This is a genomic window from Marinomonas sp. NPDC078689 (genome assembly GCF_044542435.1).
Lineage (GTDB): Bacteria > Pseudomonadota > Gammaproteobacteria > Pseudomonadales > Marinomonadaceae > Marinomonas > Marinomonas arenicola.
On the sequence record NZ_JBITUJ010000009.1, the window covers coordinates 86,913 to 108,190 of the forward strand.

General features: G+C 45.4%; 25 protein-coding genes and 1 tRNA gene. 15 read left to right on the forward strand and 11 right to left on the reverse strand.

Translation table 11 applies throughout. The annotated features are described in order from the left end of the window. Nucleotides 1–421 precede the first annotated feature (421 nt). On the forward strand, nt 422–577 hold the full coding sequence (locus ACIGBN_RS14545) for a hypothetical protein (RefSeq protein WP_396666264.1): 156 nt from the start codon (nt 422–424) through the stop codon (nt 575–577). Nucleotides 578–805: 228 nt separating this feature from the next. On the opposite strand, the gene ACIGBN_RS14550 is transcribed toward ACIGBN_RS14545, so the two are convergent. From ACIGBN_RS14550 to ACIGBN_RS14580, 7 genes are all read right to left on the reverse strand, one after another. Further along, nucleotides 806–889, reverse strand: a tRNA-Tyr gene (locus ACIGBN_RS14550). A gap of 54 nt (nt 890–943) precedes the next feature. Then, nucleotides 944–1,906: a ProQ/FINO family protein gene (locus tag ACIGBN_RS14555; RefSeq protein ID WP_133002687.1), complete on the reverse strand. Its 963-nt coding sequence runs from the start codon at nt 1,904–1,906 to the stop codon at nt 944–946. Nucleotides 1,907–1,921: 15 nt separating this feature from the next. Continuing rightward, a complete protein-coding gene (locus ACIGBN_RS14560) occupies nt 1,922–2,074 on the reverse strand; it encodes a hypothetical protein (protein ID WP_341565338.1) in 153 nt (50 codons plus the stop codon). A gap of 14 nt (nt 2,075–2,088) precedes the next feature. Beyond that, entirely contained in the window at nt 2,089–2,565 is a 477-nt protein-coding gene (locus ACIGBN_RS14565; RefSeq protein ID WP_133002688.1) for a hypothetical protein, read from the reverse strand. After that, nucleotides 2,562–2,792 carry a cell division protein ZapB gene (locus tag ACIGBN_RS14570; RefSeq protein ID WP_133002689.1) on the reverse strand — a complete coding sequence of 77 codons (231 nt, stop codon included), beginning with the start codon at nt 2,790–2,792 and terminating at the stop codon, nt 2,562–2,564. Before ACIGBN_RS14570 ends, ACIGBN_RS14565 begins: the two co-directional genes overlap by 4 nt. 56 nt (nt 2,793–2,848) lie before the next feature. Beyond that, a complete protein-coding gene (locus tag ACIGBN_RS14575) occupies nt 2,849–4,039 on the reverse strand; it encodes a flagellar assembly protein T N-terminal domain-containing protein (protein ID WP_396666267.1) in 1,191 nt (396 codons plus the stop codon). Further along, nucleotides 4,039–4,656, reverse strand: coding sequence for an LPP20 family lipoprotein (locus ACIGBN_RS14580; protein WP_396666269.1), 618 nt, complete (start codon nt 4,654–4,656; stop codon nt 4,039–4,041). The genes ACIGBN_RS14575 and ACIGBN_RS14580 overlap by 1 nt, the downstream gene beginning before the upstream one ends. 334 nt (nt 4,657–4,990) lie before the next feature. On the opposite strand from ACIGBN_RS14580, the gene dinB reads away from it, so the two are divergent. From dinB to ACIGBN_RS14625, 9 genes are all read left to right on the forward strand, one after another. After that, nucleotides 4,991–6,052, forward strand: a complete 1,062-nt coding sequence (dinB, locus tag ACIGBN_RS14585) for a DNA polymerase IV (RefSeq protein WP_396666271.1) — start codon at nt 4,991–4,993, stop codon at nt 6,050–6,052. 68 nt (nt 6,053–6,120) lie between these two features. Beyond that, the gene (locus ACIGBN_RS14590; RefSeq protein ID WP_396666273.1) at nt 6,121–7,101 is read left to right on the forward strand and encodes a hypothetical protein; all 981 of its coding nucleotides are present in this window, start codon (nt 6,121–6,123) and stop codon (nt 7,099–7,101) included. A 187-nt stretch (nt 7,102–7,288) separates the two neighbouring features. Then, nucleotides 7,289–7,957, forward strand: coding sequence for an alpha/beta hydrolase (locus tag ACIGBN_RS14595; protein ID WP_396666275.1), 669 nt, complete (start codon nt 7,289–7,291; stop codon nt 7,955–7,957). Between the two features lie 29 nt (nt 7,958–7,986). Continuing rightward, complete coding sequence (locus ACIGBN_RS14600; RefSeq protein WP_133002695.1) at nt 7,987–8,784, forward strand: inositol monophosphatase family protein; 798 nt, start codon at nt 7,987–7,989, stop codon at nt 8,782–8,784. A gap of 83 nt (nt 8,785–8,867) precedes the next feature. Beyond that, the gene (locus ACIGBN_RS14605; RefSeq protein WP_396666277.1) at nt 8,868–9,332 is read left to right on the forward strand and encodes a DUF2489 domain-containing protein; all 465 of its coding nucleotides are present in this window, start codon (nt 8,868–8,870) and stop codon (nt 9,330–9,332) included. Nucleotides 9,333–9,385: 53 nt separating this feature from the next. After that, nucleotides 9,386–9,700 carry a hypothetical protein gene (locus ACIGBN_RS14610; RefSeq protein WP_243711969.1) on the forward strand — a complete coding sequence of 105 codons (315 nt, stop codon included), beginning with the start codon at nt 9,386–9,388 and terminating at the stop codon, nt 9,698–9,700. 50 nt (nt 9,701–9,750) lie between these two features. Further along, nucleotides 9,751–10,572, forward strand: coding sequence for a mechanosensitive ion channel family protein (locus ACIGBN_RS14615; protein WP_396666332.1), 822 nt, complete (start codon nt 9,751–9,753; stop codon nt 10,570–10,572). Nucleotides 10,573–10,667: 95 nt separating this feature from the next. Continuing rightward, nucleotides 10,668–11,177, forward strand: coding sequence for a transcription elongation factor GreB (gene greB / locus ACIGBN_RS14620; protein WP_133002699.1), 510 nt, complete (start codon nt 10,668–10,670; stop codon nt 11,175–11,177). Then, a complete protein-coding gene (locus ACIGBN_RS14625; RefSeq protein WP_396666279.1) occupies nt 11,174–12,037 on the forward strand; it encodes a DUF72 domain-containing protein in 864 nt (287 codons plus the stop codon). The genes greB and ACIGBN_RS14625 overlap by 4 nt, the downstream gene beginning before the upstream one ends. Nucleotides 12,038–12,107: 70 nt before the next feature. Here the strand turns inward: ACIGBN_RS14625 and ACIGBN_RS14630 are convergent, their stop codons facing one another. Then, nucleotides 12,108–13,118, reverse strand: coding sequence for a D-cysteine desulfhydrase (locus ACIGBN_RS14630; protein ID WP_133002701.1), 1,011 nt, complete (start codon nt 13,116–13,118; stop codon nt 12,108–12,110). 150 nt (nt 13,119–13,268) lie between these two features. On the opposite strand from ACIGBN_RS14630, the gene ACIGBN_RS14635 reads away from it, so the two are divergent. The 5 genes from ACIGBN_RS14635 (at nt 13,269) to ACIGBN_RS14655 (ending at nt 18,559) form a co-directional block, all read left to right on the forward strand. Further along, complete coding sequence (locus tag ACIGBN_RS14635) at nt 13,269–14,174, forward strand: LysR family transcriptional regulator (RefSeq protein WP_133002702.1); 906 nt, start codon at nt 13,269–13,271, stop codon at nt 14,172–14,174. A gap of 661 nt (nt 14,175–14,835) precedes the next feature. Beyond that, nucleotides 14,836–16,149, forward strand: a complete 1,314-nt coding sequence (gene hisD, locus ACIGBN_RS14640) for a histidinol dehydrogenase (protein WP_396666282.1) — start codon at nt 14,836–14,838, stop codon at nt 16,147–16,149. Between the two features lie 10 nt (nt 16,150–16,159). Continuing rightward, nucleotides 16,160–17,350, forward strand: a complete 1,191-nt coding sequence (locus ACIGBN_RS14645; RefSeq protein ID WP_396666284.1) for a DegT/DnrJ/EryC1/StrS family aminotransferase — start codon at nt 16,160–16,162, stop codon at nt 17,348–17,350. Then, nucleotides 17,350–18,081 carry an aspartate/glutamate racemase family protein gene (locus tag ACIGBN_RS14650; protein ID WP_133002705.1) on the forward strand — a complete coding sequence of 244 codons (732 nt, stop codon included), beginning with the start codon at nt 17,350–17,352 and terminating at the stop codon, nt 18,079–18,081. Before ACIGBN_RS14645 ends, ACIGBN_RS14650 begins: the two co-directional genes overlap by 1 nt. Before the next feature lie 166 nt (nt 18,082–18,247). After that, nucleotides 18,248–18,559, forward strand: a complete 312-nt coding sequence (locus tag ACIGBN_RS14655) for an NGG1p interacting factor NIF3 (protein ID WP_396666286.1) — start codon at nt 18,248–18,250, stop codon at nt 18,557–18,559. Here ACIGBN_RS14655 and ACIGBN_RS14660 read toward each other — a convergent pair. From ACIGBN_RS14660 to ACIGBN_RS14670, 3 genes are all read right to left on the reverse strand, one after another. After that, nucleotides 18,537–19,082, reverse strand: a complete 546-nt coding sequence (locus tag ACIGBN_RS14660; RefSeq protein WP_396666288.1) for an NUDIX hydrolase — start codon at nt 19,080–19,082, stop codon at nt 18,537–18,539. The two genes, ACIGBN_RS14655 and ACIGBN_RS14660, sit on opposite strands and share 23 nt — an antisense overlap. 10 nt (nt 19,083–19,092) lie before the next feature. Next, nucleotides 19,093–20,349, reverse strand: a complete 1,257-nt coding sequence (locus tag ACIGBN_RS14665) for an HlyC/CorC family transporter (protein ID WP_133002708.1) — start codon at nt 20,347–20,349, stop codon at nt 19,093–19,095. 82 nt (nt 20,350–20,431) lie between these two features. After that, entirely contained in the window at nt 20,432–21,199 is a 768-nt protein-coding gene (locus tag ACIGBN_RS14670) for an inner membrane protein YpjD (protein ID WP_133002709.1), read from the reverse strand. Nucleotides 21,200–21,278: the final 79 nt, after the last annotated feature.

Here is a 21,278-nt window from a genome sequence, read left to right on the forward strand (position 1 = left end):
TCGTCTATCGTCTATCGTCTATCGTCTATCGTCTATCGTCTATCGTCTATCGTCTATCGTCTATCGTCTATCGTCTATCGTCTATCGTCTATCGTCTAGTTTAAGTGGGCTGCCTATTTTTTTTGTGGGCTGGAGTGCTTGTAAAAAAGAGTGTCAGATTTAGATTTTCGTCGTGCCTTTGTTTGTGCTGGCTGATGGTTTTTTTAGCTATTTTCGTCCGCAAATGAATAGGGTGCCGCCGATTGTTTTAACTTTAACCTATGATCGGTTTCATTTATTCATCGGTTACTGGCCTGAAGGTCAGTCTACAAGGTTGAGTGTCGCTGGGCTAATAAAGCCAATCATGCGAGATGCGTGTGATGAAAGTGGTGTTTTTGTAGTGTGTAGGTGAACGCTGCGTTTTCAGTGCCGGATTCCCGTCGTGCCTCCGTTCGTGTTGGTCTACGATTTCAGCTCACAAATGGATGTGGTGTCGTCGATTATTTGGTCTTTGGCTCACATGGCGTCATTTGTTGGTTTGGCTTTCTGTGGTGCTCTGAGGGCTTGCGGTGTGGTGTTTCTTGTTTGGTGTGGGTAACTTGTGGTTTTGTTTGTTTTAGTGGATTAAAAGGCTCTGAATGCACGTTTTGTGGATAAGCTTGTGCTTAACCGGTGTAGTTATTCAGTTTTTTCTTTTTTAGTGTGATGGTGTTTTTCTGTGGATAAGGTTTTGATTGTTTGCTGATGTGGTGAGAAGTATCAGAAAAATCTAAATAGGAATGTCGTATTTATAGATAAAGGATTGATCTATAAAGAAAAGAATTAATGGTGGAGGGAGGTGGATTCGAACCACCGAAACTTTCGTGGCAGATTTACAATCTGCTCCCTTTGGCCACTCGGGAACCCCTCCACAGCAGCGCGGCATATATTATATGCCGCGCATCATCGTGTAAACACTTTTTTCTTATTTATTAAGAAGTTTTTCAAGTTTTGCCTTCATACGCTCTTCAGGAGACAGATTATCGTATGCGTCATCCTGGCGTTTTTGTGGGCTAGGTGCGTTTTTAGGCTTGTTGTTCGGCTTGCTAGCGGTTTTTTTGCTGGCTGGCGCTTTTGCCTTTGAACGTGGTGTTCTGTCGCTCTTAGGACGATTAAAGGTGGTTTTTTCCTTTTTAGGAATCATCGACTCAGGCAATGCTGGCTCGTTGTTAACAGGGGTGCCTTCAAGGTCAATGCGAGGTTGTCCTGACAATAGGCATTTTTTGTACCTGTCAGAGCGAGTGTAAGCGGCTAGGGCGCGTTTCTGCTTGCTGGCATTGAAGTCATCATCAAGAACCATGTCTTTATCGATACCGACCTTCAGAGGTTTAGGCTGGTTCCAATCAAACGCTTTTGGATAACGGTCTTCTAGCATCTTAATTAGGCGGCGGTTATTTTTTTGATTCTTCTGGCGCTTCTTTTGCTCTGGCGTCAGTGTCGCTGCTTCTTGCGTGCTTTCACTTGCTGGTTGTACATCGTTTGTGGTGGTTTCCACTTGGATTTCGTCTTGTACTTCTGGCAAGCCGTTAAGCTCTGGTTGTTGTATTGTCATGTAATCAGTCTGTTCTGTTGTCGTGGTTGTGATGCTGGTTTCAGCAAGAGAGTTCAGCAAGTCAAAGCTCAGTTGATTTTCCACTTCGCTTTTCGGTGCTGGGGTATTTATTGTGTCAGCCGGTACGAGAAGATCTAAAGAGTCTTCAATATACAATTGTAATTGATCTTCAGTCGAACGCGATACCATGTTCTGTAAAAGATCCATTGAGGCGCTACTGCTGTCAGGTGAATTTGCATTCTCCGTTTTCAGTTGTGCGATTTCCTCGTTGGCGGCTTTTAGCTTTTCGATAAGCTGGTCGACCTCAGCTTCGAGTTTGGCGATTAATTGTTCCATACGCAAGGCTCAATTCTATAACGGTGTTAATGGAATGCTTGGGGTGTTTTTCACTCCAATCATTTCTTGCCGTTGAGTATCATTCGGCTGAACGACCGAGATAGTCGGATTACTTTTATGCCATATGAAAGCAGAGGCAGCCAATAAGCAGATAAATAAGCTAGACATTAATTTCATATTGCTTAGAAAGTAAGTCCAGCTCCGACCATCACGTGTTGATCGTATTTGGCGCTGCTACTGTTTAACAGTTTTACAAAGACATCCAATCGACTTGTATTCGATGTTGCAATGCGAAACCCTGCTTCTGGGTAATAAACATTGTCGTCAAAAAAGTCGACACCAAGGCCAATATAAGACCACATTGGAGAGCCTGGTATTATTTGGAATGCAGGGGTGGCGCTGTAGTAGCGGCCACCTAAAGCAATCGCACTTTCAGGGTCATCACCCAATGAAAAAGCAAAACCACCGTACATAGAGAAGTTAGATGGTGTTGTGAATTCCATCATGGTTCTCAGAATAGAGGTTGTGCTGCCGGTATCATTGTCTGTTGAAGGACGAGCGGCCGTTGCTTCAAAGCTCAATAAGCTTGCAACTTGTCCTTCTTCAGCAATTGCGCTTCCGCAGAAGAAAACTAAAGTGGCAAAGAGTAAAGATCTCATTGTTTATTATCCAATTGGTTAAGACGGTTTAGCATCTCAGATAAAGAAGATTCCCAGTTTGATTGCTGTTCAGATTTTTGAGTTAGCATGGTTTCTAATTCACTTTTGCCTTCGCTTAGCTCGTAGTTCTGCATTTCTAGTTCAGAAATTTTCTGACGTAGAGAAGAGATTTCTTCAACAGCTTCGTTAATGCGTTGTTCTAGGTGGTGAAGTAATTCGTTGTTCATTGTGTTTATCCTAAAGTATATAAAATCGCTTTATAAAAATAGCGTTAGTGTGAAAATTACCAAGCAATCACAACATCTTGTTGCTGAACATTTAATATCTGAGCGTCAACGGCAAGCTCACCAATGGAAAAGTTGGGTTGCACTTGCTTGATAGTAACATTGATATTGGCATTATTCAGTTGTGTCTGCGCTGTTTGGTTTTGATTGTGGATTTCAAAGCGACGGTAGACGCTTAGTTTATCGCCTTGTTTAATTCCAGATAAAGAGCCGGCAGAAATATGAACGCGGTTGCCTTCGGTGTGAAATATGCTGGCAATAAAAGGTTGGCAGCGTAGTTTCTCACTGGTATCAATCGCACTTTCTCTTAAGATCTCTCGGACCACTTTACCGTAATGAACCGTCCAGAACTTGGCACTGCCAAAGCCTACACGTGCATTGTCTGCGATGTCCCACTCACCAATTTCGCTGTAGCGTTTTTGGAAAAAGAGTGCGCCGCTGAAACTGTCATAGATGTATAGATCTAGGACGAAGTTTCGTTCTTTTTGGATACCATCCTCTTGATTGTCAGAGGGACTATCGGGTGTTCTTAAATACAGCGGGCTAATGTCACGAATGACGCCGCTGATAATATATTGTACGCCCAGCTGCTGGCCGATACGAGTGACATTGCTTAACGCGCCTTCGTCGTTGATCGCCGATGGTGCATTAATAAGATCTGGGTAAATGGCGACGTTGGTTGCGTTCAAAGCCCGAAGAAAGCCTTGTTTGTTGATCGCATTGGCTAGATCTCTAGGAAGCTCCCTAGAAATATTATTGAGTCGCCCTAAGCTGGCTTGCTCTGGGTCTTGAAGTTTAAAGCCCGTCACGCCGACGGATTTTTGATAGAAGTTGGTCGCTCCATTGCCGCACTGAGAATCGGGTGTGACATTGACGCGAGCGACAACCGTAAGAAAGTCACCTTTGCGCTCTTCATGGAGGATTTTAGCTTGTTGAACGCGTCCAGCACTGCGAATTTGTATGTCGGAATCCAAATCGCCATTTTTTAGCCGATCATTTACGCTCACTCTAGAGCTGGATTGCAGAACGGCTTGTTTGATTGCTTGTTGCGTTGCTCGATAGCGTGCATCGTCTACATCGTCATTATAGACAATGGCCTTCCCGGTTGCGGTAACCGATTGCGCAAAGCTGGGTGCGATGGACAGCACCGAGAGCGCGATAAACAGACAATACTTACGTGTGAAAGACATTATTCAATCGTATAGAAATTAGCAGTGGAATTCGAGCGAGAGGCGTTCACTGTTTTGTAATTTTGGTGTGTCTGACATTGTGGGTTATTGGCAATATTGCTTGGCGAGCTAACGCATTCGCGGAAATTTTCCTGTAATGCCATTTCAACCACTGTTTCAAAGGTGCCATCTTCGTGTTCACGCTGAGATACGACCTTAGCGCCGACAAGGTAGGAGTCGATGTAAGAACGCAATTCGTCGTGTTGTAACACCATGTTATTCAAGGAGCTTGAACCGTCTAATTTCAAACCGTAGACACGTTCAGAAAGGTTTCGGTAAGCATCAAGAGTGGAGCTGCGCAGCGCCATAAGGCGAGCCTGAGACTTAGAAAAACGTTTGCTGGTGCTTACCGCAGCATAACCGGTTGCGTTAACAATAATTGGGGGTTGCTTCACGACGCGGCGAACTTGGCTTTGCGTGTTGGTGTTGAGCAGGCTGTTATTGCCAACGTCGACTGTGTTGCCGTTACAAGGTCCAACTGTGTTGCACTCTTCGCCTGTTCTTTGGAATAAATTCTGACAACCCGCAAGCGCTATACTCATTATGGCGATGGAAAATAATTTAAAACCTGATGTCATAATGGTGTCCCTGTCGTGTTTTATATAAAAAATCATGATAATTCTACGGTATAAAAGTGCATTTAATGGTGTAAAGAAGCAAGAAGCAGGCCACGGCTTGCTTTGATGCATTTTATACGATGCAAAATGTAAACTATTTTGCTTGTTAGCGTCCATGTTTGCTGGTGTAAATAAGCAAATTTCTGCTGTTTTTTTGGGAAATCTATACTTTCTCTTGGTTTTTTCTTTTTTACTTTAAGTGGTGTGGTAGCACAATGGCTCGATTGCGCTAGGTTGTTTTGCTTTGCTAAGTGTGTAGACTGTTTTTATATACAGTGTTTTCCTGAGCGTGACTATGTCTAACCCACGTAAAATTATTCACATTGATGCCGATTGCTTTTATGCCGCCATTGAAATGCGCGATGATCCTAGCTTATGCCAAGTGCCATTGGCGATTGGTGGTTCCTCCCAAACCAGAGGCGTATTAAGTACCGCTAACTATATCGCGCGCTCTTTCGGTGTTCGCTCTGCAATGCCAACGGCGGTGGCAAAGCGATTGTGCCCAGCTTTAATAGTCGTGCCTGGGAACATGGAAAAATATCGCCTTGCCTCGCGGCAAATGCATGCCATTTTTCGCCAGTACACAGACATTATTGAGCCGCTTTCTTTGGATGAAGCCTACCTTGATGTGACGGATTCTGACGCCTGCCAAGGCAGTGCGACGAGAATCGCTGAGCAAATTCGCCAGCAAGTTTTGGCGCAAATTGGTATCACTGTATCCGCTGGCGTGGCGACCAACAAATTCATTGCAAAAGTCGCCAGTGATTGGCAAAAGCCAGACGGCCTAACCACTATTCCCCCAGACCAACAGTTTGAATTTGTCTCGCAATTACCGGTTAAGTGCATTTCAGGTATTGGCAAGGTCTCTCAAGAGCGGCTTGCGGCGTTAGGGGTGTTTGTTTGCTCAGACCTGCAGAAAGTCGATTTCTCTATTTTGCAAAAAAACTTCGGCAGCATGGCTTTTCGCTTGTCTCAATATGCCCTTGGTATTGATCATCGGCCTGTGCAAACTTCCCGTGAGAGGAAGAGTGTGTCTGTGGAACATACGTTTGCCGAAGATCTGCAATCCTTGGAGTCGTGTTTGGCGCAATTGCCTGAGTTGCTCGCGAGTCTCGATCAGCGCATGGCTGGTCGTGGTTTTGATGCCCAAGTGAGCAAGTATTACCTCAAATTGAAATTTAACGATTTTAAGCAAACAACGATAGAGCAAGCGATTCAAAGTAGATTTTCGAAAGAGGTCTTTGTTGCTTTGTTAACGCGTGCCTACCAAAGGCAATCTCGTCCAGTGCGGCTGATTGGAGTGGGCTATCGTTTGTCCGCTCCCGCGCCCCGGCAGCTTGATATGATGTTTGAGTAGTGCTTAAAAAATAACCGCATTTTTATCTTGCTGCTATAGTTACTGAAGTAATGCGGAGGTACTGTCTTATGAATAGAAATCCCAAATTATTAAATGGCTGGAAGCATGAGGTGCCAGACTCGTTAGCGGGGCGTTTACGCTTTGAGGTTGAGCAAACTCTAAAAAGTTTGTACGCCAGCGATGCGTTAGTAGATCAATTAGGTGCTTTGTACTTACCTTTCTCAACTTGGTTAAGCAGTAAAGTGAAGTCGGCCAATGGCCCGTTAGTAGTGGGTCTTGGCGGGCCGCAGGGGTCAGGCAAAACGACTTTTAGTCGGGTCGTGAGCCGTGTGCTTTGTAAAGGCTTTGACATAAAGAGTATTGTGGTCAGTTTGGATGACTTATACAGAACGCGCAAAGATCGGCTCCATTATGCGCAGACCATGCACCCTCTATTTGCTACGCGAGGAGTGCCTGGTACTCATGATATTGATATGGCCTTGATGCTTTCTGAGCGGTTACGAACGCTGAAAGATGGCGAAATCATGAAGCTACCAGCGTTTGATAAATCCCTAGACGATAGAAAACCGGTGCATTTGTGGAGTGAAGTACAAGGTCCAGTGGACGTTATCTTTCTTGAAGGCTGGTGTGTTGGCGCATCGGCGTTAGGAGATGGACTGGATCAACCAATGAACCGTTTGGAAAAAGACAAAGATCAAGATGGGGTGTGGCGAAGTCTTATTAATCAGCACTTACAAGAAGGCTATAAAGACTTGTTCGCGAATATCGACATTATGATGTGGATGGAAGCGCCAGACTATGATGTTGTTTATCAATGGCGTAATAAACAAGAGCGCATGCTGGAAGCGCATCTGCATGATATTCATGGTGGTGTATTAGACACGCTTGATATCAAAGTGATGTCGCCAGAAGCGCTGAAAGGTTTTATGCAATATTACGAACGTCTTACTCGCCACCTTATGGCTACCATGTCTGAACGATCTGATGTTGTGTTTCGCCTTAATCATCAGCAAGAGGTGACGGGCTTGCGTTTTCCAACCGAGCATTAACGCTGTGGCGGGTTAATCTCGTCGAGTTGTCATAGTAAAGAGTTATCTACAATAAATATTTGTCGATATAATAGGCCATTGCTTAAAAAAAGAAGTGAACGAGTTTAGACTGCTCGTTCGCTTTTTTTTAACCTTATAGCCTATTTTTTGCCTGTACTGTTTGGGCCTGTATTTATTGGAGTAAAGAATGACAGATTTGTTGCCTTGTGTATTAGTAGAGGCGGCAGAAACAGCGGATGCAGCGATTATCTGGCTGCATGGATTAGGATCAGATGGGCATGATTTTGAATCCATAGTACCGGCATTAAAAATTCGCCCCGATCAAAAGTGGCGTTTTGTTTTTCCCCATGCACCGCAGCGCCCAGTGACGGTCAATGGCGGTATGGTGATGCGAGCTTGGTATGATATTTATGAAATGACGCTTGAACGCAAAGTAGATATGTTGAATATTGAAGAATCTTGCCAGCAAATCAGTGCTTTAATCGAAGCGCAAATCGCATCGGGAATTGATGCTTCTCGTATTATTCTGGCCGGTTTTTCACAAGGCGGCGTGATTGCTTATCAGCTAGCGTTAACCACCGAGCATACACTGGCAGGAGTGATGGCATTATCTACTTACCTGGCGAATAAATCTGATGTCCCTGCGGCGGCGGGCAGCCACAATGGTACAACTCCTTTCTTGATTCATCATGGATCTCAAGATCCTGTGGTGGCCCCTAGCTTGGCATTGGACGCGAAAAAAGCGTTAACGGATCAAGGGTTTAATGTTGAGTATAAAACCTATGAGATGCCTCATTCTGTTTGTCCGGAACAGATTGCTGATATTTCTGCATGGTTACACGCTCGTTTAGCTTGAGTTGGCTGGGTTAACAAAAGGAGAGCAAGATGACGCTGAACACAGACAAGTTGTTGGCATTCGCTAAACGGATTGCCTCCCACGCTGGCACTATCATGGTGGAGGCGAGGGAGAAGAAAGGTTTTTCTGCCGATTACAAAGCGGATCATGAGTTGGTGACATCAACCGATTTGGCGATCGATCATTATTTATGCCAAGAAATTATCGCAGCTTATCCTGATCATCGTATTCTTTCAGAAGAGTCTTCTCCTAATTTGTCTTTGGATGCTGTGCCGACATGGGTGATAGACCCTATTGATGGCACGGTGAATTTTGCGCACCATCATCGTCATGTTGCTGTGTCTATTGGTTTATACGTTGACGGTCAGCGCTTGTTAGGGGTCGTGTATGCTCCTTTCCTAGACGAATGTTACTGGGCCATTAAAGGTCAAGGTGCGTATTTGAACGGTGAACGTTTGTGGGTTGCCGATGGGGTTAGCTTACGCAATGCGTTAGTGGCCACTGGGTTTCCCTACCAAAAAAATGCGCTCGAAAAGCTGATTAAACGGGTTTCAAATGTATTACATCAATGTCAGGATGTGCGACGTAATGGGTCCGCAGCATTGGATCTATGTTGGGTCGCGGCAGGGCGATTACAGGCTTATTATGAATCCGTAAAACCATGGGATATGGCGGCAGGAGCCTTGATTGCTGTAGAGGCAGGCGCTGTCTTAGGGCGCTATGATGAGGTTGAATCTGCCTGGCCATTGGAGATTAACGGTGATTCGTTATTGGTTTGTGCGCCATCATTATATGATGCGATGCAACAAGTGTTGGCCGTGGATTAGTATGATGCCACTGGGGTACTTGAGCCAACTTTCTTAAATTAAGTGAATGATGAGTTAATTCTCATGATTAATATTGGATTTTTATGTCTTTTACTGTCTTTATAATACTGATTATCGGCTGTATTGCGGTTATATCTGCGTCTCTTTGGTTTATTGCCCGCCAATTAAAGGTGAACCGTTTACGTGAAGAGAGAATCCGTGCCGGAGAATCTTTTGTGGCGGAAGAGCGACAAAAGCGAATTGATAGCATTCAAATTTTATTAAAAGCCGTTGGTACGGATGAAAAGCTTACCTGGATCGAAACCAGCATACGGGTGAAAAACTTACTCGATCAGTTGAGTGTAGATCTATCGCAACACGATGACATTTCGGCTTTTTATATTATCACTGAAAAAACTGAGCATATTCCGACGCACGAACAATGGAAGAGTTTACCAAAAGATGCGCGGGCTAAGTTCAGCAATGAGATGACGCGTTACGAAACGGAATATCTTGAGCATTTGAAGCGTGCTAAAGCCGCTTTGTTGGTCTATTCTTTTGATTCATGATTTTACAGTTTGTTCTTTCTGTTTTTTTATGTTTTTGCTTGTTGGTTTCCTTGATGGTGTTTTATTTAAAGCACAAATCAAAAGTGCCTTATTATCGACTGAATCAGAGCGATTGTACTGCGCTATTGGAAAAAGCAGTAAATGGCGTCTTGCTCGAATATGATTGGAATGTTTTTATTGGCATGACAATTCGAGACAACGAACAATTTGAGCGGTTGCGGGAAGTTTGTCTTATGATTGATGATGAACATAAAAAGGGAGCCCAGCTTATTGGTGGGAAACTGTATGTTCGGTTTAGCAAAGCCGGGGTGAAGCAATTGGCCTCTTTGTTGGATGAGTGGCGACATAAAGTACATTATGCCGCTTAGCGGCTTATATCTTATTAACGTTAGATTAAGGATTAAAGCACATGAGCGATATGGAACAATTAGTAGATAAGGGCATTGAACTACTGCCTTGGATCTCAGAAATGGCAATTAACTTATTAATCGGCATTGTGATTTTCTTTGTCGGTCGGTTTATTGCCCATAAGGTGGCTCATTGGTGTGAGCATAGAATGCTTAAAGCGTCCGTTGATAAAGCGGTAGCCGGTTTCTGCTCTAGCATTCTTTATGCCTTGATGTTTGCCGGTGTTATCTTAATGGCGCTTGGGCAAGTCGGTGTACAAACCACTTCCTTCATCGCCATTCTTGGTGCGGCTGGTTTGGCGGTTGGTTTGGCCTTACAGGGGTCACTGTCTAACTTTGCATCAGGCGTATTGATCATTGTATTACGCCCATTTAAATCAGGTGATTTTATTGATGCTGCGGGTCAAATGGGTACGGTAGACCGTATCGAACTGTTTCATACCTACCTTAGAACACCGGACAATCGCATTATTATTGCACCGAACTCAGCGATAATGAATGGCTCTATTGTCAACTTTTCGCGTGAGAAAACACGTCGTTTAGATTTGGTTATTGGTATTAGTTACGATGCTGATATTCGTCTGGCAAAAAGTATTATGGAAGAAATTGTGGCTGCCGATGAGCGGGTGTTAAAAGATCCAGCTTGGGTAATCGCGGTTTCTGAACTGGCAGACAGCTCCGTCAATTTTAACCTTCGTCCTTGGGTGGCAGCAGCGGACTATTGGGCGGTCAGAGCGGATCTTCTAGAAAAGATCAAATACACCTTTGATGAACGCGGTGTCGGTATTCCATACCCTCAAATGGATGTTCATCTGCATAAGCAAGAGTCTTAATTACTCGCATTATTGCTTTCAAAATGCCGCCAAGTGATTAACATTGCTTGGCGGCATTTTTTATTTTTATTATTGTACTAAATAGGTTGTTATTAATGACTCGGTATCGTCCACCTTCCCCGCCAAAATCCGCCTACATCACACAAGAGGGCGCTCAAGCTTTATTGGCGGAGCTAAAATATTTGTGGAAAGAAAAGCGTCCAGCGGTGACAGAAACCGTTCGTGAAGCGGCAGCACAAGGCGATCGCTCTGAGAATGCTGAATACATTTATGGTAAGAAGCAATTACGAGAAATCGACCGTCGCGTACGTTATTTAGAAAAGCGTCTGGATGTGTGTACTGTGGTCGATCGTTTTCCTGCGGATCAGTCAAAAGTGTTTTTTGGTGCTTGGGTAACGCTTGAGGACGAAGATGGCACCTTAAAAGAATATCGTATTGTCGGCGCGGATGAGTTAGACCATAACCCTGCTTACATTAGCATCGACTCCCCAGTTGCGCGTGCGCTGCTTAAAAAGGAAGAAGGTGACGAAGTGCTGATTCGCTTAGCCGCTGGCGAGAAATGTTATGTAATCGACACCATAGAGTACCGTGCGCCAGCAGCATGAAAATTTATTATGGCATGGCCCAGTGGCAGCATCCGGCGTGGGTAAATTGGTTATACCCATCATCTTTGCCTGCCGCCGAACGAATTGCGCGCTATTCTCAGGTTTTTTCTACGGTTGAAGTGGGCAGCACTTTTTATACTAAGGTGGACCAAGCGCAACTGTTGCGTTGGTATTCCGTGGTATCTGATGATTTTCGCTTTGCTTTTAAAGCACCACAAACGGTCACCCATAGATTATTTGATCGGCCATGGCGTGACATTGTTGAAGACTGGTGTGTTTTTATGGCGTCGCTGCAACCTTTGCAGTCCAAGCTTGGGCCGACCATGCTGCAATTTCCTGCCGCGTGTGATGAACGCTTGCTAGAGCGCATAATGTTGCTTTGCGATTTGTGGGATTTGTCTGCTCCTTTATCCGTGGAGACACGACATCTGGCGTATTTTGATAAAACAGGTCATGAGTCCTTGTTATTAAAAGGGCTGGCGGAAAAAGGGGTGAATCGGGTGATTATGGATTCACGCCCCGTTTTTTCTACGCAAGCGTATTGTGACAGCTTGGTGGATGCGCAAAAGAAGAAGCCAAGAGTGCCTTGCCATCCTGTTGCAACCTCGTCTCATCCTGTGGTGCGCTTTATAGGGCATCCGGATTTGTCGCTAAATGACAAATGGTTGGATCAGTGGGCGGTGAAGTTGGCTCAATGGCTAGCGGCAGAATTAACACCAACGGTGTTTGTGCATTCATCTGATAACATTGCAGCGCCGACATTGGCGGCCACATTAGATCAAAGAGTTCAGCGCTTGTGTGGCGATTATCAACCGTCGCTTCAGCTTCCCCAAAGCCAAGAGCAAGCGAGTTTGTGGTAGCAGCTTAAAAAATAAAAGCGCCTCTTTAGTAAGAAGGCGCTTTTTTGCTTAATACGAAGGGGAGGCGTAATTAGCAATAATCTTTAAAATCAAAGGCTTCTCGGTAACCAAATAACGCTTGGCTGCCACCTGTGTGTAGGAATACGATGTTTTCATCTTTGCCAAATTCGCCTTTGCGAATCAAGTCAATTAGGCCTGCGGCGCCTTTCGCAGAATACACAGGGTCCAGCAAGATAGATTCGTACTGCGCAAATAACTCAATGGCTTCTAACCCACTTTGCGTTGGGATGCCGTAGCCATCGCCCACGTAGTTGCAATTCGCCACCACGTCTTCGCGCTTCACCACACCAGGAATGCTTAAATATTCTGCGGTTTTTTCAGCCAAGCGAAATACATTCGCTTCTTGGGTTTCTTGCGGTACACGCACCCCAATGCCCAATACTGGAATTAGACTGTTGGTGGCCACCAAGCCGGTGACCAAACCTGCTTGTGTGCCTGCGCTGCCTGTTGCATGAACCACACGGTCGATTTTGAGTCCCATGTCATTGGCTTGAGCTAGCAATTCAAGTGCGGCGTTCACGTAGCCAAGTGCGCCAATTGGGTTGGAGCCACCCCCTGGAATAATGTATGGCTTCTTGCCTGCTTTACGCAGTTTTTCAGCCACTTCTTCCATGGCTTGATTCATGTCGGTGCCCGCTGGGTATTTGCTGAGCGTGGCGCCAAACAGTTGATCGAGCAAGACATTGCCATTGTAGTTGTAATCCACGTCCTTACTGCCGGTACGGTCTTCTAACAGAATTTCACACGCCATGCCCATTTTGGTGGCAATGGCCGCGGTTTGGCGAGCGTGGTTAGATTGGGTCGCACCTTGAGTAATAATGGTGTCTGCGCCTTTTTCGATGGCGTCTCCCATGAGAAATTCCAGCTTACGTGTTTTGTTGCCGCCACCCGCTAAACCAGTGCAGTCATCGCGCTTAATCCATAACTTAGGGCCGCCTAAGTGTTCGCTTAATCGTGTCATTGGCTCAAGGGGTGTGGCTAAGTGGGCAAAATGTAATCGAGGGAAGCGAGAAAGATGCATAGGTATATCTCCATAAAGGGATGACGTTAAGTTGATTTAGAGATTACAGGCTCCATTTTCTACTGCCCAATGCTGTTTTATCTTGTCTCGGTTACTTTTCAGCATAGCAATGCTAACATCGAAAAAAGGCAGTTTTAGAAAGGGTGTCCCGTGGAGCTAAAGTGGTTAGAAGATTATCTGGCGTTAGCCAAAAATGGCAGTTTCTCGAAGGCCGCAGAAGCGCGCTTTGTGACTCAGCCCGCATTTAGTCGGCGCATTCGATCGTTGGAAAATTGGCTCGGTGTGAGCTTGGTCGATCGCACTCAATATCCCACTACGTTTACGGAGGCGGGCTCGGCTTTTTTAGAGCAGGCAGAAAGCCTAACCAAACAAATTTACGCCTCGCGCAACCATTTAACGTCTTTGGTGAACGATACGGCAGAGATGGTCGTTATGTCACAGCATTCGTTGGCCGTTTCCTTCGTCCCGGATTGGTTAGAACAAATCGAGCCTTTTATTGGTGACTCGCTGATTCGAGTTAATACGGACAACTTGCACGATTCTTTGGAGTCTTTTTTGGCCGGTGCGGGCGACTTTCTATTGTGCTTTTCTTCCCCCGATATTTTTAGACAATTGGATCGAGATGACATAGAGACGATCCAAATTACCACGGATCGTATTGTGCCTGTCACCGCGGTCAAGCCTGACGGCCATCCGGTTTATAGTGTGACGCAAGAGAGTCTAAGGTGGCTTACTTACCCTAAAGAATCGTTTTTAGGCAGTTTACTAACTCCCGAATGTTTGTCGGAACCCGGCAGTGAGCTGACGCTCAACAAGGTATGTGAAAATGCATTGGCTGAAGGGTTAAAGGCTTTGGTTGCGAAAGGTTATGGGGTCGCTTGGCTGCCTGAGTCTTTAGTTCAAAACGAATTGGATGAAAATCGTATGGCGGTGCTGGAGTCCCCTCTTAAATCGATCGATCTCGATATCAATATTTACCGATTTAAAGGCAAACACTCCGACTTTTCGGAACGTTTTTGGCATTACCTTTCAACGCTGTATGAATCTGCGTGTTAAGTATCAGAAGGGCGTCACTATAAATGACGCCTTTTTTGTTTTCAGAGGGGCATTTTCATCAAAGATGAGCGTCCTGCTGCCTGTTTTTTACCATACTAAGTGCAAACACAAGTGATCATCCGCCTAATTGCTGGAGAGTTTTCAGAGGTCAGAAAGGCGTAGCGACTTTAAGGGCTTAAAAACCTCTGGAGGAAGAGGGTGGTTAATGGTCTATCTTTTTGTTTTTGAAGGCTAAAAACCTTCAGAATAGATTTTTAAGCGCGTTTAAAAGGCGTCCAGCACGGCACATTACCCTATGCGAAAAAGTAACCGATCGCGATCAAAAAAGGCATTGGTCTCGGATTACGTAAATCTCTAAGGTGAAGGCTTACTCAAGGAAGAATATCTGTATTCAAACATATAAGAATAAATCTATAGGGGTAATGCAATGCAGCTTCCCAGTTTCTTTCGATGCTATTTTGTCCTGCTAACAAGGTTCTTTGAGCCAACGGCAAGGCCTCATTAGCATCAGAACACGGTGCGACGAATTTAATTTCTCTGATTACATAGGTGGTAACCCATTTGATTGGGTTACAAAGAGGTGTTTGGTCTTGAGTATAGCCCTAGCATGCGAGCTAATTGAGCGGCGCTAAAGGGTCCTCAGAGCAGTGAGAGGTGCTTTATGGAATATTTGAAAAATGCGGTATCTGGTGCTGTCGTTGCGGATGAAGATGAAAAAATCCAAGCGGCAGTAAAAACCATGCTACATCGAATTCAAGAGGAGGGTGAAGAGGCTGTTAAAGCCTATGCTCTGCAGTTTGATAACTGGCAGGGGGAATTCATTCTCAGTGATGAAAAACGTCAGGCATTGATTGCCAGCGTTCCACAAAGTGTAAAAGACGATATTGATTTTGCTCACCGTCAAATTAAGCGTTTTGCTGAAGCTCAGCGTAATAGTTTGGTTTCTTTTGAAATTGAAACAGAGCCTGGTGTTCGCTTAGGGCAACGTGTTATTCCTGTTCAATGCGCTGGCTGTTATGTGCCAGGTGGCCGTTATGCCCATGCCGCTTCTGCACTAATGAGTGTGGCGACGGCAAAAACCGCTGGTGTGCCTTTTGTGGTGGCTTGTTCACCGCCACGTGGTGACAGTGTTAACCCCGCTGTGGTTTATGCGATGGACGTCGCAGGGGCGGATGTTATTCTCGAAATGGGCGGGGTCCATGCGGTTGCCACTATGGCGAAAGGCTTATTTACAGGGAAACCAGCCGACATTCTGGTAGGGCCTGGTAATGCCTATGTGGCAGAAGCAAAGCGCATGCTCTTTGGCTCTGTCGGCATTGATGTGTTTGCTGGACCAACGGAGTCCGCCATTATTGCCGACAAAACAGCGGACCCGATGACCATTGCTGTGGATCTTGTGTCACAGGCGGAGCATGGAACTAACTCACCGGTTTGGCTATTTACCGACAGTCGTGAAATTGGCGAGAAAGTCATTGAAATCATGTCTCATGTGATTGCAGACATGCCCAATGCGGATGTCTGTGAAGCGGCGTGGCGTGATCATGGTGTGGTGATTTTGGCTGATGATCGTGATGAATTGGTTCGCATTAGTGATGAATATGCCTGTGAGCATTTGCAGATTTTGGCGCAGGATCTCGATTGGTGGAAAAACAATCTGAATAATTATGGTTCTCTGTTTTTAGGGGAAGGCAGCACAGTGACCCAAGGTGATAAGTGTTCAGGCACCAATCATATTCTACCAACGAAAAAAGCCGCCCGTTACAGTGGTGGTCTAAACGTACAGAAGTTTATGAAAGTGCTGACCTATCAAGAGTTGGATGAAGAGGCTAACTTGGCGTTCAGTGGCGCAGGCTCACGAATTTCTCGTACCGAAGGTATGGAAGGTCATGCCCGCGCTTGTGATTGGCGACTTCGTAAATTCTTCCCTGAAAAAGAGTGGGGCTTCACTGTCTACGATCAGAAGCGTTACGACTGAGGAGTGGCCGGTGAAAGTATTCAATAAACCCTTTACTCAGCAGGAAGCGATCCCTGAAGAAGGCATTTCGGCGGCGCTTAATGTGATGCGTTCAGGTCGATTGCATCGCTATAACACGCTTCCTGATGAAAAAAGCGAAACAGATTTATTAGAAATCGAGTTCGCGGAATATCAGGGCGTGCCTTATTGTTTGGCTTGCTCCTCTGGTGGCTACGCTCTGCATGTCGCAATGCGTGCCGCAGGCGTGCAATCTGGCGATAAGGTCTTGTGTAACGCTTTTACGCTGGCACCTGTTCCAGGTTCTATTCATAACAGTGGCGCAGTGCCTGTGTTTGTCGATGTAGCGGATGATTATTGCATTGATTTAGAAGACCTTGAATCGAAGGCTGCCAGCTCGGGTGCTAAGTTTTTTATGCTCTCTCATATGCGCGGGCACTTGGCAGATATGGATCGTATTATGGCGATCTGTGAACGCTACCATTTGTTTTTAATTGAAGATTGTGCCCATACTATGGGCGCCAGTTGGAATGGTAAGAAAAGCGGCACATTTGGCGATATTGCGTGTTTTAGTGCGCAAACATACAAGCATGTCAATTCTGGTGAAGGTGGCTTTTTAACCACTCGTCATAGTGATGTGATGGCGCGCGCCATTATGTATTCTGGGTCTTATATGTTGTATGAGCGTCACTTTGCAGCACCGCCAAAAGAAGCCTTTGAGCAAATCCGATTTGATACACCGAACTACAGTGGTCGCATGGACAATCTTCGTGCGGCTATTTTACGACCTCAAATTGCGAACTTAGATGCCCAATGTGAGCGCTGGAGTTGTCGTTATCGTGTGATTGAAGCTATTTTGACGCGTTGTGCTGATATTTTGCTTCCTGAGCGGCCGGCCGCGGAAGCCTTTGTTGGTAGTTCCATTCAGTTTTCTTTGCCTTCATTCGGTGCTCCCCAAATGCTTGATGTCGTTAAGCGTTGTGGCGAGCGTGGGGTGGTGCTGAAGTGGTTTGGTGACGCCGAACCGAAAGATTACACGAGCCGTTATGACAGTTGGCGTTATCTTGAAGATATACCCAAGTTGCCTAAAACTGAGCAGATTCTGGCTTCCTTGTTGGACATGCGAATTCCATTGACCTTTAGTGAAGAGGATTGCGCCTTGATTGCTGAGATTATCGTTGAAGTAATAGGAGAGTGTGAATAATGGCGAAAGCAAGTGCGGGTAAAGAGAAGGTCGTCGGTGTTATTGGTGGCATGGGGCCTGAGGCAACAGTGGATTTAATGCAGCGCATTATTGACCTGACGCCGGCGGCCGATGATGTGGATCACATTCATGTGCTGGTAGACAATAACCCGAAAATCCCGTCTCGCATTAAAGCATTGATTGAAGGTGGTGGAGAAGATCCTGCACCTTGTTTGATTGGTATGGCACAGGGGCTGGTGAAGCAAGGAGCGGACTTTTTGGTCATTCCTTGCAACACGGCTCACCATTATTACCCTCAAATCGCCGCCGCGGTTGATGTGCCTGTGTTTAATTTGATTGAACTGACTGCTGGGCATGCGAAAGCGATGAACCCTAATCTAACGAAAGTGGGTTTATTGGCGTCTTCGGCGCTGCAAATTATTCATCTGTATGAGCCTTGGTGTGCCAAGTACGGTGCCGAGGTTCTTTATCCAGAGTCACAAAAACAACAGCAGGTTATGGCTTTGATTCGCGCAGTAAAAGCGAAGCGGCAGACGCCAGAACAATTGCAAAATTACCAACAAGCTGCGGAAGATTTAGAAGCGCAAGGTGCTGAGTGTTTGGTGTTAGCGTGTACTGAATTGTCGGTGATTGGCGATCAGTTAAAAACGTCTCTGCCGGTATACGATGCCTCTGAGTTGTTGGCGCATGCGATTGTGCGTGAAGCGTTAGGTCTTGATGCAGAAGATTAAGCTCTTTTTCTTTCTTGGTGTGACGGTCGGTGCTTAGGGTGCTGGCCGTTTTTTTACTTTTCTTCTTTCGCTGCCATCGTCTTCGCCTATGATTTGTTCGTCGTTTGGCATTAAATAGGCAAGCAGTGAAGTGAAAAGTAAAAGTGAAATTAACAGGAGAGGCGCAATGTACTCGTTGGTGTTTTATGTTCCAGAAACGCATCTAGAGGCAGTGAAAACGGCGGTGTTTTTGGCTGGTGCTGGCTCAATTGGCGATTACGATCAGTGTTGTTGGCAAGTGAGAGGCGAAGGGCAATTTCGTCCTAATCTGAATGCAAACCCTTTTCTTGGTGAAGTGGGCGCGTTAGAAAAAGTAGAAGAGTATCGAGTGGAAATGGTGCTTAAGGATGACGTGAAAGCGGAAGTCACAAGGGCGCTGCTCAGTGCTCACCCTTATGAGGAAGTTGCTTATCACTTTATTCAGATACAGAGTCAATGATCAGGGTGTCTTCATGGAAGCCATAATTTCCTGTTTTATGATCCTCAATAAAGAGCTCTAGTGTTTTCGTAACGCTAGAGAACGCCAACTCGTCCCAAGGAATATCAGACAGTTCAAACAGTGCGACTTCTGAGCTTTCTGATGTGGCGTGAAAATCATCCTTTTGCAAATCGGCCAAATAAAATAAATGTATTTGATTGATATGAGGAATGCTGATCATGCTGAAAGCTTGTCGGCAAATGGCGTGAGAGCCGCTTTCTTCCAGTGTTTCTCTGAGGGCGCCTTCGCTTGTGGTTTCTTGGTTTTCCATGAACCCGGCTGGCAAAGTCCAATAGCCAAATCTCGGCTCTATGTTTCTGCGGCAAAGTAATAGTTTGCCCTGGTACATAGGAATGGTGCCGGTTATTAGGCGCGGGTTGTCATAGTCAATGTGCTCACAATTCGGACAAACGGCACGAACTCGGTTGTCGTTTTCAGGAATAATCATGTCTACTGCGTGGCCGCATTGTGGGCAAAATCTCATGACGATGTCCTTAGTGTTTTAGCTTTAGTTTGGCGAACTTCACAACCTTGTCTTCAATCTCTTGGATCTCAATGAGGTAATGGCCTACTTGCAGACTAATTGGGTGCTCTGGGATGAATTCCAGTGTTTCAATGATGAGTCCGTTTAGCGTTTTTGGTCCATCGGTTGGCAGATGCCATTCAAGGGTTTTGTTAATGTCTCGAATGTGAGTGGAGCCGTCCACTTTGAATGAACCATCATCCAATGGCTGTATTTCGTCTTCTTCTTCTTGAGTTGGCGGCGTGAACTCCCCAACGATTTCTTCTAATACGTCTTCCAGCGCAGCAATACCTTGAACATCACCGTATTCATCAACCACTATGCCCATTTGCTGGTGGTCTTTTTGGAAGTTCAATAGCACTGTGTTTAATGACGTACTTTCTGGAATGAAGTAAGGCTCAACGGTGGCTTTTAATAGCGCCGCTTTAGAGGGTGTTTGCTCGCGTAAGAAAACCGCCGCATGACGCGCGTGTAAAATACCAATGACTTTGTTTATTTCGCCGTTATAGACAGGCATGCGTGTGTGGCGGCTTTGGCATATTTGTTCGATGATCTCTTCAATAGAGTCTTCAATGTCGATACCGACCACTTCATTTCGTGGGATCATGATGTCTTCTACTGAGACTTTTTCTAAGTCCAAAATAGAGATCAGCATTTCTTGGTGAGCCGCAGGAATAAGACCACTGGCTTCATTTACCACGGTTCTGAGTTCTTCGGAATCCAGCGTGTCATGATTGCGTTGTGAGGCATTGACGCCGACCAATCTTAGTAGCCCGTTTGACAGCATGTTAATAAAGAACACAGCGGGATAAAAAACTTTGAGCAATACCGCCAGAATCCAAGAGGCAGGAAAGGCAATTTTCTCTGGATGGATGGCGGCCAGAGTTTTTGGCGTCACTTCAGCGAAGATCAAGACGATCACCGTCAGTGCCGCTGTTGCAATCGCAACCCCAGCATCCCCCCAAATACGCACGGCAATAATAGTCGCAATGGCCGACGCTAGGATATTAACGAAGTTATTTCCGATTAGGATCAAACCAATTAAGCGATCAGGTCTTTCTAATAACGTGCTGACCTTGATGGCAGAGCGGTTCTTGCTCTTTACCAAGTGCTTTAGTCGATATTTATTCAGCGATAACATGCCAGTTTCAGAACTGGAAAAGAACGCAGAAAGAAAGATAAGAGAAACCAGTATTCCACTAAGAATACCTAAGGGAACATCGTTCAAAAAGGGATTGCCTCAACTGTTTAGATAAACGGATTATTAGTGCTTAAAAAGTCGCTGTCAAACGACTTTCATGCATCATGAATTAATGGAGTAAAATTTGTAAGACAATCTTGCTACCAAAATAGGCAAGCATCAACAAAAAGAATCCGCTGATGGTCAGTTTAACCGCCAATTGGCCGCGCCAACCAGCAAAATGACGTCCTAACAAAAGCCCTGCAAACACAAACCAGGATGCGATAGTGAAAAATGTCTTATGCACAAGGTGCTGAGCAAACATATCTTCAATAAAGTAGAAGCCAGTTGCAATGGTTACGGTTAAAAGAATGAAGGCGGCCCAAATGAATTCGAACATCAGGCGCTCCAGTACTTGTAATGGTGGTACTCGTAGCAGCTGTTTTAGGCGGTGGTGTTTGAGTTGGTACTCTTGGATTGCGAGCAGTATGCCGACGCCGCAGGCCGCGGTAAATAAACTATAAGCGACCGACGCAATAAGGATGTGAACGCTGGTCCCCCACGATTCACTGTGCAGCTGTTTTAGGTTCCAAGGCTCAATGGCATTGAGTGCAATAATGATGGCGGTTAAAGGAAAGGCAATGGCAATGAGCAGTGATAAGTCTTTGTCTCTATTGCTTAGCCAAAGAAAAGCATTACCAATAGCGGCAATCAATAACCCAATGGTAAGAAAGTTAAAACCATCTTGGCTAAATAATGTCTGGCTCAAAGACAGGGTGTGCAATGCTATCGCTGCGGCACCGAACAGTTGTGTTGAGCGGGCTTGAGGGCGGAAGTAGTAGGCTAAACTAGCCACTATACAAGCAAAACAAGCGAGCCAAAGCGATAATTGAGTCATGAAACTAAAGGATCCATAGAGTAAAGGTATAGGGTGACAATCATTTATCCGTTATAATAGGGGGAATTTCACCTTGGAT

Bases quoted from the DNA above. Each gene is read 5' to 3' on its own strand.
- ACIGBN_RS14555 (WP_133002687.1), bottom strand. From the start codon at position 1,906: ATGGAACAATTAATCGCCAAACTCGAAGCTGAGGTCGACCAGCTTATC.
- ACIGBN_RS14560 (WP_341565338.1), bottom strand. From the start codon at position 2,074: ATGTCTAGCTTATTTATCTGCTTATTGGCTGCCTCTGCTTTCATATGG.
- ACIGBN_RS14565 (WP_133002688.1), bottom strand. From the start codon at position 2,565: ATGAGATCTTTACTCTTTGCCACTTTAGTTTTCTTCTGCGGAAGCGCA.
- ACIGBN_RS14570 (WP_133002689.1), bottom strand. From the start codon at position 2,792: ATGAACAACGAATTACTTCACCACCTAGAACAACGCATTAACGAAGCT.
- ACIGBN_RS14575 (WP_396666267.1), bottom strand. From the start codon at position 4,039: ATGTCTTTCACACGTAAGTATTGTCTGTTTATCGCGCTCTCGGTGCTG.
- ACIGBN_RS14580 (WP_396666269.1), bottom strand. From the start codon at position 4,656: ATGACATCAGGTTTTAAATTATTTTCCATCGCCATAATGAGTATAGCG.
- dinB (WP_396666271.1), top strand. From the start codon at position 4,991: ATGTCTAACCCACGTAAAATTATTCACATTGATGCCGATTGCTTTTAT.
- ACIGBN_RS14590 (WP_396666273.1), top strand. From the start codon at position 6,121: ATGAATAGAAATCCCAAATTATTAAATGGCTGGAAGCATGAGGTGCCA.
- ACIGBN_RS14595 (WP_396666275.1), top strand. From the start codon at position 7,289: ATGACAGATTTGTTGCCTTGTGTATTAGTAGAGGCGGCAGAAACAGCG.
- ACIGBN_RS14600 (WP_133002695.1), top strand. From the start codon at position 7,987: ATGACGCTGAACACAGACAAGTTGTTGGCATTCGCTAAACGGATTGCC.
- ACIGBN_RS14605 (WP_396666277.1), top strand. From the start codon at position 8,868: ATGTCTTTTACTGTCTTTATAATACTGATTATCGGCTGTATTGCGGTT.
- ACIGBN_RS14610 (WP_243711969.1), top strand. From the start codon at position 9,386: ATGGTGTTTTATTTAAAGCACAAATCAAAAGTGCCTTATTATCGACTG.
- ACIGBN_RS14615 (WP_396666332.1), top strand. From the start codon at position 9,751: ATGGAACAATTAGTAGATAAGGGCATTGAACTACTGCCTTGGATCTCA.
- greB (WP_133002699.1), top strand. From the start codon at position 10,668: ATGACTCGGTATCGTCCACCTTCCCCGCCAAAATCCGCCTACATCACA.
- ACIGBN_RS14625 (WP_396666279.1), top strand. From the start codon at position 11,174: ATGAAAATTTATTATGGCATGGCCCAGTGGCAGCATCCGGCGTGGGTA.
- ACIGBN_RS14630 (WP_133002701.1), bottom strand. From the start codon at position 13,118: ATGCATCTTTCTCGCTTCCCTCGATTACATTTTGCCCACTTAGCCACA.
- hisD (WP_396666282.1), top strand. From the start codon at position 14,836: ATGGAATATTTGAAAAATGCGGTATCTGGTGCTGTCGTTGCGGATGAA.
- ACIGBN_RS14650 (WP_133002705.1), top strand. From the start codon at position 17,350: ATGGCGAAAGCAAGTGCGGGTAAAGAGAAGGTCGTCGGTGTTATTGGT.
- ACIGBN_RS14655 (WP_396666286.1), top strand. From the start codon at position 18,248: ATGTACTCGTTGGTGTTTTATGTTCCAGAAACGCATCTAGAGGCAGTG.
- ACIGBN_RS14660 (WP_396666288.1), bottom strand. From the start codon at position 19,082: ATGAGATTTTGCCCACAATGCGGCCACGCAGTAGACATGATTATTCCT.
- ACIGBN_RS14670 (WP_133002709.1), bottom strand. From the start codon at position 21,199: ATGACTCAATTATCGCTTTGGCTCGCTTGTTTTGCTTGTATAGTGGCT.